The organism is Methylobacterium sp. Leaf117 (assembly GCF_001422985.1).
Taxonomy (GTDB): domain Bacteria; phylum Pseudomonadota; class Alphaproteobacteria; order Rhizobiales; family Beijerinckiaceae; genus Methylobacterium.
Map to the genome: position 1 here is coordinate 714,657 of NZ_LMNL01000012.1, position 17,407 is coordinate 732,063.

At 69.6% G+C, this 17,407-nt stretch carries 17 protein-coding genes; 10 read left to right on the forward strand and 7 right to left on the reverse strand.

The annotated features are described in order from the left end of the window. The first annotated feature begins 188 nt into the window (after nucleotides 1-188). The 7 genes from ASF57_RS10240 (at nucleotide 189) to fae (ending at nucleotide 7,037) form a co-directional block, all read left to right on the forward strand. Entirely contained in the window at nucleotides 189-1,157 is a 969-nt protein-coding gene (locus ASF57_RS10240; RefSeq protein ID WP_156376060.1) for a beta-ribofuranosylaminobenzene 5'-phosphate synthase family protein, read from the forward strand. A gap of 110 nt (nucleotides 1,158-1,267) precedes the next feature. Beyond that, entirely contained in the window at nucleotides 1,268-2,161 is an 894-nt protein-coding gene (locus ASF57_RS10245; protein WP_056482610.1) for an NAD(P)-dependent methylenetetrahydromethanopterin dehydrogenase, read from the forward strand. Nucleotides 2,162-2,172: 11 nt separating this feature from the next. Beyond that, nucleotides 2,173-3,324, forward strand: coding sequence for an ATP-grasp domain-containing protein (locus ASF57_RS10250; protein WP_156376042.1), 1,152 nt, complete (start codon nucleotides 2,173-2,175; stop codon nucleotides 3,322-3,324). Beyond that, nucleotides 3,321-4,307, forward strand: coding sequence for a methenyltetrahydromethanopterin cyclohydrolase (gene mch, locus ASF57_RS10255; RefSeq protein ID WP_056482613.1), 987 nt, complete (start codon nucleotides 3,321-3,323; stop codon nucleotides 4,305-4,307). The genes ASF57_RS10250 and mch overlap by 4 nt, the downstream gene beginning before the upstream one ends. Before the next feature lie 187 nt (nucleotides 4,308-4,494). Continuing rightward, a complete protein-coding gene (locus ASF57_RS10260) occupies nucleotides 4,495-5,406 on the forward strand; it encodes a RimK family alpha-L-glutamate ligase (RefSeq protein ID WP_056183742.1) in 912 nt (303 codons plus the stop codon). Further along, nucleotides 5,403-6,305: a triphosphoribosyl-dephospho-CoA synthase gene (locus tag ASF57_RS10265; protein WP_082503816.1), complete on the forward strand. Its 903-nt coding sequence runs from the start codon at nucleotides 5,403-5,405 to the stop codon at nucleotides 6,303-6,305. The genes ASF57_RS10260 and ASF57_RS10265 overlap by 4 nt, the downstream gene beginning before the upstream one ends. A gap of 219 nt (nucleotides 6,306-6,524) precedes the next feature. Further along, a complete protein-coding gene (gene fae, locus ASF57_RS10270; protein WP_056183739.1) occupies nucleotides 6,525-7,037 on the forward strand; it encodes a formaldehyde-activating enzyme in 513 nt (170 codons plus the stop codon). A gap of 136 nt (nucleotides 7,038-7,173) precedes the next feature. Here fae and ASF57_RS10275 read toward each other — a convergent pair whose 3' ends face one another. Further along, on the reverse strand, nucleotides 7,174-7,869 hold the full coding sequence (locus tag ASF57_RS10275) for a HisA/HisF-related TIM barrel protein (protein ID WP_056482616.1): 696 nt from the start codon (nucleotides 7,867-7,869) through the stop codon (nucleotides 7,174-7,176). Between the two features lie 29 nt (nucleotides 7,870-7,898). Between ASF57_RS10275 and ASF57_RS10280 the strand changes: the two genes are divergently transcribed. From ASF57_RS10280 to ASF57_RS26870, 3 genes are all read left to right on the forward strand, one after another. Beyond that, entirely contained in the window at nucleotides 7,899-8,984 is a 1,086-nt protein-coding gene (locus tag ASF57_RS10280) for a hydantoinase/oxoprolinase family protein (protein WP_056482619.1), read from the forward strand. After that, nucleotides 8,981-9,181: a hypothetical protein gene (locus ASF57_RS10285; RefSeq protein ID WP_056183735.1), complete on the forward strand. Its 201-nt coding sequence runs from the start codon at nucleotides 8,981-8,983 to the stop codon at nucleotides 9,179-9,181. Before ASF57_RS10280 ends, ASF57_RS10285 begins: the two co-directional genes overlap by 4 nt. Nucleotides 9,182-9,593: 412 nt before the next feature. Beyond that, entirely contained in the window at nucleotides 9,594-11,636 is a 2,043-nt protein-coding gene (locus ASF57_RS26870; protein ID WP_082503817.1) for a calcium-binding protein, read from the forward strand. A 403-nt stretch (nucleotides 11,637-12,039) separates the two neighbouring features. Here ASF57_RS26870 and ASF57_RS10295 read toward each other — a convergent pair whose 3' ends face one another. Genes ASF57_RS10295 through ASF57_RS10320 form a run of 6 tightly spaced genes read right to left on the reverse strand, consistent with a single transcriptional unit; the run spans nucleotide 12,040 to nucleotide 17,122 of the window. Beyond that, a complete protein-coding gene (locus tag ASF57_RS10295; RefSeq protein WP_244476898.1) occupies nucleotides 12,040-12,951 on the reverse strand; it encodes a YncE family protein in 912 nt (303 codons plus the stop codon). Nucleotides 12,952-13,004: 53 nt separating this feature from the next. Continuing rightward, on the reverse strand, nucleotides 13,005-13,541 hold the full coding sequence (locus tag ASF57_RS10300; RefSeq protein ID WP_056482625.1) for an SRPBCC family protein: 537 nt from the start codon (nucleotides 13,539-13,541) through the stop codon (nucleotides 13,005-13,007). A gap of 30 nt (nucleotides 13,542-13,571) precedes the next feature. Beyond that, nucleotides 13,572-14,168: a DUF447 domain-containing protein gene (locus ASF57_RS10305; RefSeq protein ID WP_056482628.1), complete on the reverse strand. Its 597-nt coding sequence runs from the start codon at nucleotides 14,166-14,168 to the stop codon at nucleotides 13,572-13,574. Nucleotides 14,169-14,172: 4 nt separating this feature from the next. After that, complete coding sequence (locus ASF57_RS10310; RefSeq protein WP_280138752.1) at nucleotides 14,173-15,807, reverse strand: DUF6513 domain-containing protein; 1,635 nt, start codon at nucleotides 15,805-15,807, stop codon at nucleotides 14,173-14,175. Beyond that, entirely contained in the window at nucleotides 15,804-16,394 is a 591-nt protein-coding gene (locus tag ASF57_RS10315) for a uridylate kinase (protein WP_056183727.1), read from the reverse strand. Before ASF57_RS10315 ends, ASF57_RS10310 begins: the two co-directional genes overlap by 4 nt. Next, nucleotides 16,394-17,122 (reverse strand): (5-formylfuran-3-yl)methyl phosphate synthase, encoded by a 729-nt coding sequence (locus ASF57_RS10320; RefSeq protein ID WP_056183724.1) that lies wholly within the window; start codon nucleotides 17,120-17,122, stop codon nucleotides 16,394-16,396. Before ASF57_RS10320 ends, ASF57_RS10315 begins: the two co-directional genes overlap by 1 nt. Nucleotides 17,123-17,407: the final 285 nt, after the last annotated feature.

Consider the following 17,407-nt stretch of genomic DNA (forward strand, 5'->3'; position numbering starts at 1 on the left):
TCCGTGGGAGAAGCCGCCGGGCGCAAGGGTCGCGGGCCGGGGTCATGACCGAGGGGTCGTGACCGAGGAGTCGTGGCGGAGGCGTCATGGCAGAGGCGTCATGGCTCGCCGAGTGATCCGAGGCACGAGGTCGGATGGGACAGGACCGCGTGGGACAGGGACGTGTCACGATGGAGGGACTCGACGTGATGCGGCCGACGAGCGGACCGGGCGCAGCCGCTGCCGGCCTGCGCGTCCATGCCCCGGCCCGTCTGCATTTTGGGTTTCTCGACCTGCATGGCGGCCTCGGCCGGCGCTTCGGCAGCATCGGCCTCGCCCTCGACGCCCCCGCCGTGGACCTCACGGCACGGCCGAGCGACCGCCTCGACGTCACCGGGCCGGAATCGCGCCGTGCGGCGGCCTACGCCCTGGCGGCGGCGACGCATCTCGGCATCCCCGGTCACGCCGCGCTCACCATCGACTCCGCCATTCCCGCCCATGCGGGCTTCGGCTCGGGCACGCAGCTCGCGCTCAGCGTCGCGGCGGCGCTCGCCGGCCTCGCCGGGCGCCCCTTCGCGCCGGAGGATTTCGCCGACGCCCTCGACCGGGGCAACCGGTCGGGCGTCGGCCTTGCGGCCTTCACCCAGGGCGGCCTCATCGTCGACGGCGGGCGCGACCCCGAGGGCAACCCGCCCCCGGTGATCGCCCGGCTGGCCTACCCGGAGGCCTGGCGCGTCGTGCTGATCCTCGACACCGGCATGACCGGCGTCCACGGCAGCCGCGAGGTCGCGGCGTTCCGCGATCTGCCGCGCTTTCCGGAGGCCCAAGCCGCCGAGATCTGCCGCATCGTGCTGATGCAGGTGCTGCCGGCGGCCGTCACCGCCGAACCGCTCGGGTTCGGGTCCGGCATCACCCGGATCCAGCAGCTGATCGGCGACCATTTCGCCCCGCACCAGGGGGGACGCTTCGCCAGCCCCGCCGTGGCCGAAGCCCTCGCGGCGATCGCGGCGGAGGGCGTGGCCGGCTACGGCCAGAGCTCATGGGGGCCGACCGGCTTCGCCCTGATGCCTTCGGAGGCCGAGGCGCGCGCCCTCGTGGCCCGGCTGGAGCGGCCCGGTCCCTTGAAATTCCTGATCGCCCGCGGGCGCAACACCGGCGCGTCGGTGACGACGCTTTAAGACGAAGCCCGCTAAACCGAAGCTTCGGGGCACCCGGACCGGGTCGCCTTTGACAATTCGACGCCTCGGCGCACGATCGGGCCGCGTCACAGCATGAAGGGAGTCCGACGATGGCCCGCTCGATCCTGCACATGATCACGCCCCTGAAGCATATGAGCCCGTTCGACGTGAACATGGCGGCGGATGCGGGCTTCGAGACGATCGCGACCTACACCAACGCCACGCTCGCGGACGTGACGACCCTGGTTCAGGACTCGATCTTCTCGCGCAGCCCGCAGGATGGCGTCCGCACCGGCATCTTCATCGGTGGCAAGAACGCCGAGGACGCCCTCGACATGGTCGACCGGGCCAAGAAAGCCCTGGTGCCGCCCTTCGCCAACCACATCTTCGCCGACCCCGCCGGCTCCTTCACCACCGGTGCCGCGATGGTGGCCGAGGTGACCCGCGCCCTGAAATCGAAGTTCGACACCGGCCTCGAGGGCAAGCGCATCGTGATCTTCGGCGGTGCCGGCGTCGTCGCCTATGTCGCCGCCGTGATCGGCGCCCTCCACGGCGCCAACGCGGTGATCGTCGGCCATGACGGCGAGGAGCGTGTCAGCAAGATCGCCAACACCATGCGGTGGCGCTTCGGCGTCGAGGTCGAGGCCGTGGACGGCTCCACCGTTGCCGCCCGACGCGCCGCGATCGGCAAGGCCGACGTCATCCTGTCGGCCGGCCCGGCCGGCATCCCGATCCTGACGGCGGAGGATCTCGAATCCGCCCCGAACCTGCTCGTGGCCTCGGACGTCAACGCCGTGCCGCCGGCGGGCATCGCCGGCATCGACGTCAACGCCGTCGACGTGCCGCTGCCCACGGGCCGCGGTGTCGGCATCGGCGCGCTGGCGGTCGGCAACGTCAAGTACCAGACCGAATCCCGCCTGTTCCGCCGCATGCTCGACGCCGACGAGCCCCTCTGCCTCGATTTTCGCGATGCCTACACGCTGGCCGTCGAGGTGGCGGGCTGAGAGCGGCTCAATTGGAGCCGGGTGCCGGACGGACCCTCCTCATCGCGGCCCAGTCCGGCCGGGCCCTGGCCCAGGCGGCCCGGCGGGCGGGTCTGCGGCCCCTCGTCCTCGACCTGTTCGGCGATGCCGACACGCAGGCGCTCGCCGAGGGCTACCGCCAGGCCGAGGGCCGCTTCGGGGCCGGGCTCGCGGGTGATGCCCTCGTCGCCCGCTTGGACGAACTCGCGTCCCTCGGATCGGACAAGCCCCTCGGCATCGTGCTGGGCAGCGGCTTCGAGGCGGCGCCCGCGCTGATGCGGGCCATCGCGGGTCGCTACCTTCTCCTCGGCGCCGGCCCGGATTGCGTCGGTGCGCTGAAGGACCCGCTCGCCTTCGCGGCCCTGTGCCGGGCGCACGGCGTGCCGCACCCGGCCGTCACCCGCGACCCCGTGCCGGACCGGTCCGCCTGGCTCCTCAAGCGGGCCGGGGGCTCGGGCGGCACCCATATCCGCCGGGCGACCGCCGGTGCAGCGCCGCCCGGTGCCTATTTTCAGGCCCGGGTGCCGGGCCGCGCCGTCGCAATCTCGGTCCTAGGGGCCGGCGGCGCCGTCCGGGTGGTGGGCGTCACCGAGCAATGGTGCGCCCCGTCTCCCCTGCATCCCTTTCGCTATGCCGGCGCCCTGGAGCGCGGCCGCCACGAACCACCGATCCTCGAGCCCCGTCTGCAGGCGGACATCGTCGCAGGCGTGACCCGCCTCGCGGCGGCGACCGGCCTCACGGGCCTCGCCAGCGCCGACTGCCTCGTCGACGGCGAGGCCTGGTGGCTGACCGAGATCAATCCGCGCCCGGGGGCGACCCTCGACGTGCTTGACCGGCGCGCGACACCCCTGCTCGGCCTGCATATCGCCGCGAGCCTCGGCCACCTCGGCGATCCCGAACCCGCACCGGTGGATGCGGCGGCGTCCGAAATCTGCTACGCGGCCAGCGGCTACGCGCCGATACCGCCGATCACCTGGCCGGATTTCGTGCGCGACCGCCCAAGACCCGGCACCACGGTGGCGCGCCACGCGCCCCTGTGCACCCTGTTCGCCACAGGGCCGGACTCGGCCGCCACGAGAGCGATGTTGCGAGGCCGGGCCGCCGAATTGCGGACCCAGCTCGCCCTGACGGAGGGACACCCATGACCACGAGCCCGAGCGGCGCGAAATTCCCGTTTCCGAGCGTCAACGCTCTGACCGCTCCCCTGGTGGAGCGGCTGGTCGCCGATGCCGAGGCCCTGCGCCTGTCCGTGACCACCGAGAACGGCGCCCGCATGGTCGATGCCGGCGCCACCGTGCGCGGCTCCATCGAGGCCGGCCGCCGCATCGCCGAGATCTGCCTCGGCGGCCTCGGCACCGTCTCGATTGCGCCGTCCGGCCCGATCGCGTCCTGGCCCTATTCGGTCATCGTGCACGCCGCCGATCCGGTCATCGCCTGCCTCGGCAGCCAGTATGCCGGCTGGTCGCTGGCCGACGAGACCGGGGATTCGGGCTTCTTCGCCCTCGGCTCCGGCCCCGGCCGCGCCGTCGCGGTGGTGGAGGACCTCTACGGCGAGCTCGGCTACAAGGATTCCGCGCAGCAGACCGCCCTGGTGCTGGAAGCCGCCGGCGGCCCGCCGGCCTCCGTCATCGCCAAGGTGGCCGAGGCCACCGGCCTGGCGCCTGAGCAGCTCACCTTCATCTACGCCCCGACCCAGAGCCTGGCCGGCTCGACCCAGGTCGTCGCCCGGGTGCTCGAAGTCGCCCTGCACAAGGCCCACACGGTCGGCTTCGATCTGCACAAGATCGTGGACGGCATCGGCACCGCCCCGCTCTCGCCGCCGCACCCGGATTTCATCCAGGCCATGGGCCGCACCAACGACGCCATCATCTACGGCGGCCGGGTGCAGCTCTTCGTCGAAGCCGACGAGGCCGATGCCCAGCAGCTCGCCGAGCAGATCCCGTCGTCGAATTCCGCCGACCACGGCGCGCCCTTCGCCGACATCTTCTCCCGGGTCAACGGCGACTTCTACAAGATCGACGGCGCCCTCTTCAGCCCCGCCGAAGTCATCGTCACCTCGGTCACCACCGGCAAGAGTTTTCGCGGTGGCAAGCTGATGCCGGAGCTGGTCGAGGCGTCGTTCCGGTAAAGCGCCGATGCATGAACCCTCCCCCTTTGCGGGGGAGGGTGGTCGCGGAGCGACCGGGAGAGGGGCCACATCCTCTCCGAATCTGGCCCACCCCTCTCGCGGGATTTAGTCCCGGCCCGACCCGCCTGACGGGCCACCGTCTCCGGCGGTGGGGAGACGGGATCGACGTCGAGGTTTACGAAGAACAATGCGGATCGGGCTCGCGGCCGATAACGGCAACTGGCACAAGGCGCGCTTGAAGGCCGCCCTCGAACAGCTCGGCGCCGAGCCGGTGCTGTTCTCCCTGGCGGACGTCGCGGTGGTGACCGGGGGCCCCGAGCCCCTGCGCGTGCCGGGTTTCCAGACCCTGCCGGACGGCGTCCTCCTGCGCACCATCGCGGGCGGCACCTTCGAGGCGACCACCCTGCGCCTCGGCGTCCTGCACGCGCTGGCTGCCACCGGCACTACGCTGTGGAATTCCCCCGGCGCCATCGAGCGCTCGGTCGACAAGGCGATGACCAGCCTGCTCATCGACCGCGCCGGCCTGCCGACCCCCGAGACCTTCGTGGTCTCCCGGCGCGAGGCCGCCGCCGAGTTGGTGGCACGGGAGGCGGGGCCGGGCCGGCCCCTGGTGCTGAAGCCGCTGTTCGGCTCGCAGGGGGAGGGGCTCCAGCTCATCGAGCGTCCGGAGGACCTGCCGGACGAGGAGGCGGTGTCCCGGGTCTACTATCTTCAGCGCTACATCGCCCGCACCGACGGGCTGTGGCGCGACTACCGGGTCTTCGTCTGCGAGGGCCGCGCCATCGCGGGCATGATTCGCGAGGGCGACGGCTGGATCACCAACGTCCATCGCGGAGGCCGGCCGCTGCCCTGGGCGATGCCGGAGGCCGCGGCCGAACTGGCCGAGCGCGCGGCGGCGGCGGTCGGCGTCGACTACACCGGCATCGACCTCGTCGAGGACGGGGCGGGCGGCTACCTCGTGCTCGAGGTGAACTCGATGCCGGCCTGGTCGGGGCTGCAGCGGGTCACCGAGGTCGACATCGCGCTCGCCGTGGCGCGCGGCTTCCTCAACGCGGTGCGGGCGGCGCATCCGCCCCGCCTCGTCTCGGCCCTGGGATGAGCGGGCTCGATCCGGGCACGATCGCGGAGGCCTATCGGGCGAGCTGCCGCGACGAACTCGACGCCCTGAAGCCCGGCAACGTCCACGCCTTCGCCGACGGCCACCGGATGGCGGTGGCGGATTTCGTGGCGAGCGCCGAGATCTCGGCGCCGCACCTGACGGATGCCGGCGCCCCGGTCGGCCGGCGCGTGCTCCGGGCCGTCGAGGCGACGATGGAGCGCGTCGGCCAGAACACCAACCTGGGCATCCTGCTGCTGTGCGCGCCCCTGGCGAAGGCGGCGGAGACCGGTCGCCCGCTGCGCTTAGCGCTTCAGGCGGAACTCGACGGCTTCGACGAACAGGACGCGCGCGACGTCTTCGCGGCGATTCGCCGGGCCAACCCGGGCGGCCTCGGCCGGGCCGAGCGCCACGACGTCACCGATCCGGCGGTCCCCCTCTCGCTGCGGGCCGCCATGGCGGAAGCCGCGCCGCGGGACGCCATCGCGCGCGCCTACGTCACCGGGTTCGCCGATCTCTTCGCCATCGGCCTGCCGGCCCTGACGAGCGCCGCAGCGCGTGGTCTGGCGCCGCCCTGGAGCACGACGGCCCTGTTCCTGGCCTATCTGGCCCAGGTGCCCGACAGCCACGTGGCGCGCAAGCACGGCCCCGAGCGGGCGGAAGCCCTGCGGATCGAGGCCGAGGCTCTGCTGTCCCTCGACCTCGCGCAAGCGCCGGTGACGGTCCTGCTGGCGCAGGACACGGCCTGGAAGGCCGCGCGCCTCAACCCCGGCACCAGTGCGGACTTCACCGTGGCCACGCTGTTCCTGGCGCGGCTCCTCGGCGGGCTGGGCGAAGCGGACGCGACGGCCGCGTCCGGAAACGATGCGAAGAAAGCCGACGCGGATCGCCGGTTTTCCTAACCTCATGCGAAGGTTCCGTCCGGACACGAATAAATTGCCGGCCTGCACCGTCCGCATAGGGTTGTTCCCGGCCAGACCCCAGAGTAGGGTCCGCGCCGCGATCCGGGCTAACCGGTCCGGTCCCTCGATGGACTGGACGCCGTGAACAAGGATAGCTGCCGGCCGCCCCCTGAGCTCGGGAGCGGCCACGTCTTTTCAAGACTTTGGGAGAAACCCCACATGGCGAAGATCAACAAGGTTATGGTCGGCGAAGCCCTCGTCGGCGATGGCAACGAAGTCGCCCACATCGATCTGATCATCGGACCGCGCGGTTCGCCGGCCGAGGCCGCTTTCTGCAACGGCCTCGTGAACAACAAGCACGGCTTCACCAGCCTGCTCGCGGTCATCGCGCCGAACCTGCCCTGCAAGCCCAACACCCTGATGTTCAACAAGGTCACCATCAACGACGCCCGTCAGGCCGTCCAGATGTTCGGCCCTGCTCAGCACGGCGTTGCCAAGGCCGTTCAGGATTGCGTGGCCGAGGGCACGATTCCCGCCGATGAGGCCGACGACCTGTTCATCCTGGTCGGCGTGTTCATTCACTGGGAAGCGGCCGACGACGCCAAGATCCAGAAGTACAACTACGACGCCGTGAAGCTCTCCATCGAGCGCGCCGTCAAGGGCGAGCCCACCGCTGCCGTCGTCACCGAGCAGCGCAACTCCGCTTCGCACCCCTTCGCGTCGAACGCTTAGATCGGGGGCAGTCCTGGGCAGAGCGCGCCTCCGCCCGCACCGCGGGGCCTGCTCCAGCGACTGGCTTCCATCTTCCTCGGACGATGAACATGAGACGGGGCGGCCTTCGGGCCGCCCCTCTTTTTTGTCCGGTGCCTCAGAGCCTTGTAGGCCCGCGCAGGGCGCCGTCGTGGATCGCCGAGGCGATCAGGGCTCCGGCGATGCCGTGCGCCTTCAAGGCGGCCACGTCGGCCCAGCCCCGCACCCCGCCCGCCGCGTAGAGACGCGTCGAAGGATTCGAAGCCGCCAGGGCCGCGAGCCGGTCGAGGTCCGGTCCGGCCCCGATGCCGATCCGCCCCAGGGTCATCACGATCACGTCGCGCGGCCAATGCGCCGGCGCGTCGTGCAGGGCCGCCGGGCCGAGACGCTCGCCGCCGCGCGTGTCGAGGGAGAACACCGCCCGGTCACCGAGCGTCCGAACAAGATCCGCATCGGCCTGGCTCTCGCTGCCGATCACCGGTCGGCCGAGATGGGCCGCCAGGAAGGCCTCGACCCCGGCCGGTCGCGAAAATCCCGCATCGACCCAGAGGGTGGTGCCCGGACAGGCGGCCACGATGGCGGAAAGGCTCGCGATGTCGGGCGGCGCCCCATCGACGATCGCGTCGAGGTCGGCCACGTAGAGGATGCGGGCCGGCACCGCCCCCAGCAGCCCGCGGGCGACGTCCGCCGGCGCCGACCCCTTTGCCAAGGGCGTCCTGATCGGGGCATAGGAGTCGCGGTCCCCGGCCCGTGCCCGCACCACCGCTCCGTGGCGCAGATCGATCACCGGAATGATCTCGAATTCGTCCGCCATCCGGCTTCCTCCGATGTTCAGGCCCGCCCGTGACACCACAGACTCCATCCCCTGACACGCCGGTGATCGGCTGGGATCTCGGCGGGGTCCATGTCAAGGCAGCTTTGGTTCGCAACGGCGGCGTCGAGACCGTGGTGCAGGCGCCCTGCCGGCTCTGGCGCGGGTTGCCGGCCCTCGACGAGACGTTCGCGCAATTGCCCGATTGGGCCCGGGCCGAGGCCCACCACGTCGTCACCATGACGGGGGAACTCACCGACTGCTTCGCCGACCGGCAGGACGGGGTGACGCAGCTCGCCGGCTGGGCCGGGCGGACCCTTCCGGGCACGGTGCGGATCTACGGCGGCCGCGCCGGGCTGCTCGATCCGGATATGGCTCCGGCGCACGCCGCCGCCATCGCCTCGGCGAACTGGCACGCCACGGCGGCCCTGATCGGACACCACCTCGCTGACGCTCTCCTGGTCGATATCGGCTCCACCACCGCCGACCTGATCCCCATCGTGAGCGGCCAGCCGGCGGCGACCGGCTACAGCGATGCCGAGCGCCTGGAGACGGGCGAACTCGTCTATACGGGCGTGGTCCGCTCGCACCTCGTCGCTCTGTCCGACCACGCTCCGTTCCAGGGCCGCCGCTCCCGGCTGATGGCCGAGACCTTCGCCACCACCGCCGACATCTACCGCATCCTCGGCGACCTGCCGGAGGGGGCCGACCAGCAGCACAGCGTCGACCTGAAGGGCAAGTCGCTCCCCGAGAGCGAGACCCGGCTGGCCCGCATCGTCGGCCGCGACCATCGCGAGGGCAGCGCCGCCGACTGGCGCGCCCTGGCGGCGCATTTCTCCGAGAGCCAGATGCGGCTGCTGCACGATGCGGCCGCCCTGCTGCTGTCGCGGCCCGACCTCCCGGCCGATGCGCCCCTGGTGGTCTGCGGCGCCGGCCGCTTCCTCGCCGAGCGCCTGGCCGCGCGCCTCGGCCGGCCGGCGGTCGCCTTCACCGACCTGATCGCCGAAAACCTCGCCGAGGCCGGCGCCGACTGGGCCTCCACCTGCGGCCCCGCCGTGGCGGTGGCGCTGCTGGCCGCCCATCCATCCTGGAACCCCGGAGAGAGACCCCGCGCATGAGCACGACGCAGAAACTCGCCCGCATCCTGGCCGCCCGCTCAGGCAGCGGAATCGAGCTGGCGCTGGCCACCGAGTCCGGCCAGACCCTCAAGGTGCTGGCCACCTCCGAGCAGATCGACATGCTGGTGGACGAGCTGGAGGACATCCTGAACTCGCCGGAAGAGCCCGAGGCCCCGGAGCCACCGGCTGCGGCGTGAGGTGCGGGCGGTCGTAAGCGCTCGTGGTCAGAGCTTGACGCTCGGTCCCGTCCGTTTGCGACCCTTTGGAGATGCCCGGAACGTCCGCTTGCAGGCGACATGGTGCGGCTGCGTTCTGCGTCCGGGACGGGTGGATTTTTGCCAGTCTGATTTTGAAGCATAAACGCCTTTGATAGACATCGTTGAAAGCTTCAAAACACCGAACAAATTTTAATCCAGAAAAGTTTGAAATTAAGATATCAATTTCTAACGGCCTAGATAATTACTCTCACTAGCGAGAAAGTGACCAGATAACTCAATATATTATAACTTTCGAAGCCTGAAACCTTCTTGGTTAACCATACGTAACAACCTCGCTGCCGACCTGCGAGCCGCATGTGCATCTCAGGCGGCGAGCAAGGGAGAAGACGTAATGGCTACGATCAATGGCGATGGCGGCAATAACTTCCTGAATGGTACCGAAGAAGAAGATGTGATTAACGGCCTGGGCGGCAACGACACGATCGACTCGATTGATCGCCCGGAAAACATCTTTGCGGGATCAATCAATCCAAGGCGCGACCTTGTCAACGCTGGCTCAGGAGACGACTTCGTTACCGGCGGAAAACTAGATCAGCTTGATGGTGGCGAGGGCAACGACTTTCTACTTGTCAATTTCAATTTTAATGGTCCGGTTGCCGGCTCGGCTCAAGCAATATCGTTGACCCTTGATGCCAATGGAACTGGCACGGCATCTGACGGCACCTTCGTCACCGGCTTTGAGTCAGTGAACTTCAACCTGTCTGATACCGGCAACAACGTCGTGAACACCAGCAATGTTCAGGCGCAGATCACGGGTGGAAACGGGAACGACACGCTCACAACGGGATCCTCGGACGACTTCGTGTTCGGGGGCGGCGGCAACAACATCATCTCGACCGGTAGCGGCAACGATACGATCAGTGCCGGCTCGGGGAATGACACGGTGCTCGGCGGTGATGGCGACGACACCTTCGGCGTCAACGTTTACACCGACGGCAGCGACCAGGTGAACCTTGGGGCGGGAAACGACACGGTCCGTTTCGATCGCTTCGATGGCGGCACCGGCAACGTCCGGCTGACCTTTACTTCGGCCGAAGTGGGTAACGGCAACACCAATGACGGTGGAAGCGCGGCAAACCAGGATGGGGGCCTTGCTGTCCGTGTCCAGGCCGAAGATGCGGGCGGCAACCTCACGGGAGCGGTTTCCCGCTACGATGATGAGGGCATGACCTTCGTTGCCGGAACGCAGGGGGTCACCTTCGATGTCCGTGACCTCGTATCAGGTGCGGCGCGCGGCAACACCTTCGAGGGCGTTGTACTCGGAACCAATGGGAACGACGCACTGACGTTCTTCCCGCCTTTCCGCGCTGGGCAGGACTTCTACTACAACGCAGGGCAGGGCGATGACACGATCACCGCCGGGGCTGGCAACGACTTCCTGGTCGGTGGTCTCGGAAACGACCAGATGTTTGGCGGCGGTGGTAACGACACCTACATCGTCGACTCTTTGCGCGATGTCGTGACCGAAGCAGACAGTGGGGGTACCGATACGATCCTGACAGGCTTGGGTCGGTATGGACTCGCAGCCAATGTCGAGAACCTAACCTACACCGGTCAGGGGAACTTCACCGCCGTCGGCAACGATCTGGACAACCGCGTAACCGGCGGCGTCGGCAATGACATCATCCGCAGTGGCGCCGGCAACGATACGATCATCGGCAACGGTGGTGACGATACCCTCGACGGGGGTACAGGTATCGACACGATGGTCGGGGGTGCCGGTAACGACACCTACATCGTCGACGATGTTGGAGACATCGTCGACGAGACAGGCGCGACGGGCATCGACAGCGTCGGCAGCTCAGTGAGCTACACGCTTGGTACCAACGTCGAGAATATGTCCCTTATCGGCATGGGTGCCATCAACGGCACCGGGAACGAACTCGACAATCGGGTCCTTGGAAACGACGCTGCAAACGTGCTCGTTGGTGGCGGCGGAAATGATCAGCTGATTGGGGCTGGTGGTGACGACACCCTACGTGGCGGCACAGGCAATGATTCCCTGAGCGGCGGCTCCGGCAACGACATCATTGCGGGTGATGCTGGAAACGACGTCATCACAGGTGGTCTTGGTGCTGACCGCCAGAGTGGCGGTGCAGGGGATGATACCTTCGTCATCGATTTTGGCGACCTGGCCATACGAGGCGCTACCGATCTGATCGTGGACTTCCAGGGCGCAGGCCAAGCCGGGGGCGATGTGATCCGGTTCAGCGGCTTTGCTGCAGACTCGACCCTGGAGCTGGTTGGCACCTCGGGCAACGCGCGGGTGTACGAAGTGCAGGACGGTGCGGGTGTGTCCGAGGGACAGCTTCTGATCAGTGCAGGTGGTACGCTGGGTCAGGTGCTCACCACGAGCGACTACGCCTTCGCCTGAACCTCGGAAGGGACCCGGCTTAGTCCGGGTCCCTTACTTTGGAGCCCCCGGACGCAGAACCGCAACGTCCACTTCGCCAATCACCCGCTCAAAAGTGGATCGGCAAGAATCACCCGACCTTGTCGTACTCTCTGCCCCCTCAGTAATTTGAAGGCGGACCTACACAAAGTCTGCTGAGGGTCAGAGATAGAACGTCCGCATCTGGACGAATGGTCAGAGTCCGCTCCCCACCCAGAGCCGAATTTGCCGAAAGGATGAGGAATGGCCGCTTTGGAGAAGCGACGGCGGCGGTCCTGGCGGCCGGGTTGGGTCGGAGACCGAACGTCCGCTTGAGAGCGGAGGGCCAGGGTCCAGTGCCCAGCCGCTCCAACCCTTCACGCGCGGTGCACCCAGCCTCCGACACTCACCGCAAAAAATCCCCGAACGCCCGTGGGCCGTCCGGGACCTTGATCTCGCCCGTCACCTTCAGGGTGGTGGCGTCGATCACGCTGAGGGTGTTCGAGCCCCAGTTCGCCACCGTGAGGGTGCGGCCGTCGCGGGAGGCGGCGATGCCCTCGGGGTGGTCGCCGACCTCGATGGCGGCGACGTTGGTGAGCGTCTTCAGGTTGAACACCGTGACGGTGCCGGAATACTGGTCGGTGACGAAGCCGCGCGGGCCGGCCAGCGCCACCACGTAGGGACGCTCGCCGGTGGTCACCCGGCCGAGTTCGCGTCCGCCGGTCACGTCGATGACCGAGACATCGTTGGAGGTGACATTGGCGGTGTAGGCGCGGGCGCCGGCCGCATCGAGGGTGATGCCGAAGGGATGGCGCCCGACCGGGATCTTGCGGGTCTCCCGGGCCGTGGCAACGTCGACCACCGAGACCGAATCACCCTCGCGGTTGGCGACCAGCAGCGTGGCGCCGTCGGGCGTCACGGCGATCCCGGACGGGGAGGCGCCGACCTGGATCTCGGTCTCCAGCGTGGCACCGTCGGGCGAGACCACGAAGATCCGGCTGCCATACCAGTCGGCCACGTAGACGGCGCCGGATTTCGGGTTGACCGCGATCCCCAGAGGACCGCCGGGCAGGGCGAGGGTGCGGGTCACCGTGCGGGTGGCGAGATCGACCACCGCCAGCCCCGGCCCCTCGGGGCGGGTGACGTAGGCGGTCCGGCGGTCCGGCGAGAGGGCGATGCCGGCGGGCGCGCCGTCGATCGGCACCTGCGCGGCCACCGTGCCGGCCTCGAGATCGACGATCGCCAGCACGTTCGCGCCCTGCGCGGTGACGAGGGCCTCGTCGGCTCGGGCGGGCGCACCGAGCCACAGGAGGCTCAAGAGGAGAGGGCCGGCAAGGCGCCGGCCCGTCCCCGTTCTCCAACGTGGAGCGATCAAGAACCGCTCTTCTCGAGCTTGGCCTTCAGGGCGTCGAGGCCCGTGCGGTAAAGGCCGCGCACGGCCTTCTGGGAGGCCTCGTCGTTCAGCTCGGGCGGCGGATCGTTGTTCATGTAGCCGCGGTAGAAGGCGCCGTCCCAGACGACCTTGGACCTGCCGCCGCCGGCATCCTCGACCTTCAGGGTGGACGAGTAGTCGTTCACCGGCAGGGTCTTCACATCGACCTTGTTGATCCGGTACGAGTAGCTCATCTTCTCGGCGGAGTACTTGTACAGCTCTTCGTCGACGGTGGCGCCGCCCTTGAGCGTCAGGGTCCGGGTGGCCTTGATCTCGTTGCCGCCCTTGCCCTCGGTCTTCTCGACCGGCGGCAGCCAGCTCATGTCCTGGAAGTTGCCGATCACGGCCCAGACCTTGTCGGGGGCCGCGTTGATCTCGACGGTCTCCTCGACCTTCTTGCGGGTCGGGCCGTGCGCCTGGGCGCCGAACGACACGACGGCGAAGGCCGCCGCACTCGCCAGAGTGAATAGCTTCATCGGGTCCTGGTCTCCTCGGGAACGCACATTCTAGGGTGCTGGGGGGGAACGCTCGAGGATGCGGTCGTCGCGGCCCAGGGCCGTGGCCACCTTGTCCTCGATCCAGTCCCAGGCCTCGCGCTCGGCGGGCCCGGCGGTCTTGGCGATCGCGATGGCGTGGTAGCGCATCTCGGTCAGGATCTTGTCGGGCTCCAGCATGTGGAGGCGGGTGGAGAGGATCGCCGCCTCCAGCACCGCCGCCTGTGCCCGGTTATAGCCGAAGAACGGCATGTGCGCGGCCGAATGGACCATCCGTCCCCTGTAACGCGGCCGCACCGGGTCGTCCTCGATGGCCACCACCTCGAATTCCGCGTGGCCGAAGCTCTTGGCGAGGCGGCGGCCGTCGATCCGGTCGCAGGGCAGGGTGACCCAGTCGCGCCGGCCGGTCACGGCCCCGGCGATCACGCGTACGTCGCTCGGGCTGGAAGCGGCGAAGACCGGGTTGTCGGCGAGATTGAGGATGGTGGGGGAGGGCCGGAACGGGGCCAGGATCCAGTCCGCCCCGTCCTGGATCAGCCCGAACGGCACCAGATGCAGCGCGCCGTCGCGGGCGGTGGTGGTCACCACGGTCTCGAGGATCAGCGGCACGGGATCAGGCCTTTCCCGTCGCGGCGGGGGTCCGGTCGGGCACGAACGTGCCGCAGACGATGCGGCCGCCGCCCTCCGGGGGCGTCTCCGGCACCGCGTCGGCGGACGGCTCCTCGCCCGGTCCCGTGGTCTCCGGCGCAGTCGCGCCGGCCTCGACCGGAGTCGCGTCGCGGGCGACCGTCTCGGCGGCGGCGGGACCGGAATGCTTGGTGTGCCCGGCCTTCTTGAAGGCGGTGGTGTCCTCTACCTCGGCATCGGCGGCCGCGCCCCAGACCAGGGCCTCGTCCTGGACATAGCGCTTGCCGAGGCGCCAGGCGGTCTCGGCCTTGGTCAGCTCGCCGCCGAGATAGAAGGCGTGGGCACCGTCGCTGGCCACGTCGAGGCGGGGGAAGAACGCCATCGCGTCGGTGCCGATCGTGTGAACGTCGCGGTTGAACACGTGGATGCCGTCCTCGGCCACGGCGATGCGGTAGTTCGGGTCCTTCACCTCGGCCGCCTGGGCCGCGATCTCGTCCGGGGTCTGCACATAGGGCCGCTTGTCGTGCAGCGCCAGCAGGCTCCGTCCATAGCCCTTGGGCAGGGCCGAATCGGCATGGGCCGCGAACATCACCCGGCGGGCGGCGTCGTGCTCCTCCACCGTGCGGCGGGTGTGGTTCGAGACCTGGACGATGAGCACGTTGCGGATGGCGAGTTCCGAGCACATGCCCACCAGCAAGGCGGTGACGCCAAGGCTGTCGGCCTCGGTGAGTTCGGTGAGGTTGCCGGTGCCCATCATCATCTCGATGCCGGGCCAGCGCCTGCGGGTCTCGTGATAGCGGGTGATCGACTCGACGAAGCCGAAATGGATCGGCTCCAGGATCGGGTCGGCCATGTAGGGCCGCCCGGCCTTCTCCATCCTGTCGATGGCGCGGTCGAGGGAGGGCAGGTCGTCGGGCCGCACCGGCACCAGAACCGGCACGGCGTCGGTCTCGAAGGCGAGGTCGAGAGTGTTCTCGTTGAGGCTGAGCAGGTAGTCGGCCCCGGCCCGGGCGCCGCGCGTCAATTCGTCGAGGGAGAACGAATCGACGCTCACCCGCAGTCCGGCGCCCTTCAGCAGGCGCACGCACTCCTCGAGATGCGGGAAATCGGTGTCGGGCAGGCCGCCGAGGTCGATCACGTCGGCGCCGCGCCGGGCGAGGTCGAGGCCCTTGGCCAGGATCTGCTCGGGCGTCATCTTCGAGGCGTCGACGATCTCGGAGAAGATGCGCAGGTCGTGGCGGGAGAGATCGACCGTGCGCCCGGCCAGCCCGAGATAGGCCGGCAGGTCGACGATCTCGTCGGGGCCGCGCTCCACCGGCAGACCGAAATGCTGGGCCAGCGCCTCGGGATTCGCCCGGCAGCGCCCCGGCAGGACGATGCGGGTCGCGCCCTCCGGGATCGTCACCCGGCGCCGGATGATCTCCTCCGTCATCAGGGCGGCGACCTTCACGCCGGCATCGGCGATGCTCCAGGCGTAACGCTCCGGCGGCAGGGTGGCGGCGACCTTCTCCAGCCGCGCCTTGGCCATGCGGCCGGTGATGAAGACGAGGTGCTCGGGCGAGACGGGCTCGGACGAAGTCGGGTCGGGCGAGATCGGATCGGATGCCGTCGGGCTGCTCATGCGGCGGCCCTCCGCAGGTCCGTGCCGGGGCCGAGGATCTCGATGCGCCCGGCATAGCGTTCGGCGAAGGTCGGGAAGGCCGCATCGACCAGTCCCATCCGGGCGAGGTCGGTCCAGCGGGTGCGCAAGGGGCGGTCGACCGACTTCACCAGCAGGCAGACCGGCGCCCCCACGGTGCCGGCGAGCCAGAGGGCGAGGCTGTCTGAGGTGACCTCCCAGGTTTCCGGAATATCGGGATGCCCGGCCTTGAGGGCGACGGGGTCCCAGACCGGCACCCGCCCGGCCGCGAGGGCGTCCGCGATGGAAGCGAGGTCGCGGGCGACGACGAGACGGGGCTCCACCTGCGAAACGATCTCGGCCATGTGGCCCATGGCGTCGAGGGCGAGGCGGTGGGCGAGGGCATCGGAGAAGCCCAGGGCGCTCTGCGTCGTCCGCACCGCATCGGCGAACGGACCGCCGCCGGGCACGAGGAGGCAGGGGCCGAGCTCGCCGTCGGCGAGGCGTGCGAGCTGCGCCCGCAGGCGGCGGGCATCGGCCACGAGGCTGCCGCCGATCTTCACCACGGTCGGGGCGGCGCCGAAGCCCATCAGGCGGCGTCCCGCCGCGACAGGGCGCGCAGGAGGCGCACGGCCTCGGTCACCCGGGCGGGATCGAGGCCGCGCCTGCGGTCGCTGGCCGCGCAGAGGCCGCCGCGGAACCCGAGATAGCCGGCCCCGAGGGGGGCCAGCGCGGCGATGTCGGTGAGCGCCAGGGAGCCGGCAAGTCCCGAGACCAGGCCGTGCGACCGGCAGGCCCCGGTAAAGGCCGCCAGGGCCGGAAGGGGCAGGTGGTCGGTGAGGCGGCGGCCGTCCTTGCCGGCCGTGTCGATCATGGCCCCAAGGAAACCGGCGCGGGCCAGGCGCGGCACCAGGTCGAGGGCGCCGCCCGCCTCGGCGAACAGCACCGCGATCAGGCGACCCGGCGCCGCGGCGGCGGCCTCGGCGAGATCGTCGTCCGCCCACCCGGAGCGCACCGCCACCTTGACGAAGCCGACACCGGTCGCCGCCATGGCGTCGATGCAGGGACGCAACGCCGGCCGGTCCGGCTCGCCCGCCACCGCGCTGGTCAGCGCACCGCCCTCGACCCGCGCCACGATGGCGCGGACGCGGTCGGGCGAGAGGGCGCCGAGCGCCCCGCGGTCGGGGTCCTTGGCATCGACGAGATCGGCCCCCGCGCGCGCCGCCAGGGCGGCCTCGTCCCCATCGCGCACGCTCACGAGGAGGCGCGGCGCGGACGCGGCGGGATCGGAGGGAGGACAAACGCGGGACGAAGACATCAGCGCGGGTTTCGGTTGCCTGGGGTCTTGAGCGGGGTCTTGGGCAGGATCTTGGGCGGGATCGCGGGAGAGACCAACGACGACGCCCGGGTCGGGAAGCGCCGCGCCCGTGACGGCGCGGCCGGGGCAGGTTGGGCCTCGAGCGGACGCTTCCGGCCTGTGCGGGGGCCTAGCGCATGGACCGCAGGAAGGGAAACCCCTTTGAAGACAGGAGATCCCTTCGAAGATCCCTTGCAGGTAGATCCCTTCAAGATAAGGAGATCTCAGGAGCGGGATTCCCTGATG

What these genes read in the sequence shown, in the direction of transcription:
- ASF57_RS10240 (WP_156376060.1), top strand. Translation starts at nt 189, where the DNA reads ATGCGGCCGACGAGCGGACCGGGCGCAGCCGCTGCCGGCCTGCGCGTC.
- ASF57_RS10245 (WP_056482610.1), top strand. Translation starts at nt 1,268, where the DNA reads ATGGCCCGCTCGATCCTGCACATGATCACGCCCCTGAAGCATATGAGC.
- mch (WP_056482613.1), top strand. Translation starts at nt 3,321, where the DNA reads ATGACCACGAGCCCGAGCGGCGCGAAATTCCCGTTTCCGAGCGTCAAC.
- ASF57_RS10260 (WP_056183742.1), top strand. Translation starts at nt 4,495, where the DNA reads ATGCGGATCGGGCTCGCGGCCGATAACGGCAACTGGCACAAGGCGCGC.
- ASF57_RS10265 (WP_082503816.1), top strand. Translation starts at nt 5,403, where the DNA reads ATGAGCGGGCTCGATCCGGGCACGATCGCGGAGGCCTATCGGGCGAGC.
- fae (WP_056183739.1), top strand. Translation starts at nt 6,525, where the DNA reads ATGGCGAAGATCAACAAGGTTATGGTCGGCGAAGCCCTCGTCGGCGAT.
- ASF57_RS10275 (WP_056482616.1), bottom strand. Translation starts at nt 7,869, where the DNA reads ATGGCGGACGAATTCGAGATCATTCCGGTGATCGATCTGCGCCACGGA.
- ASF57_RS10285 (WP_056183735.1), top strand. Translation starts at nt 8,981, where the DNA reads ATGAGCACGACGCAGAAACTCGCCCGCATCCTGGCCGCCCGCTCAGGC.
- ASF57_RS26870 (WP_082503817.1), top strand. Translation starts at nt 9,594, where the DNA reads ATGGCTACGATCAATGGCGATGGCGGCAATAACTTCCTGAATGGTACC.
- ASF57_RS10300 (WP_056482625.1), bottom strand. Translation starts at nt 13,541, where the DNA reads ATGAAGCTATTCACTCTGGCGAGTGCGGCGGCCTTCGCCGTCGTGTCG.
- ASF57_RS10310 (WP_280138752.1), bottom strand. Translation starts at nt 15,807, where the DNA reads ATGAGCAGCCCGACGGCATCCGATCCGATCTCGCCCGACCCGACTTCG.
- ASF57_RS10315 (WP_056183727.1), bottom strand. Translation starts at nt 16,394, where the DNA reads ATGGGCTTCGGCGCCGCCCCGACCGTGGTGAAGATCGGCGGCAGCCTC.
- ASF57_RS10320 (WP_056183724.1), bottom strand. Translation starts at nt 17,122, where the DNA reads ATGTCTTCGTCCCGCGTTTGTCCTCCCTCCGATCCCGCCGCGTCCGCG.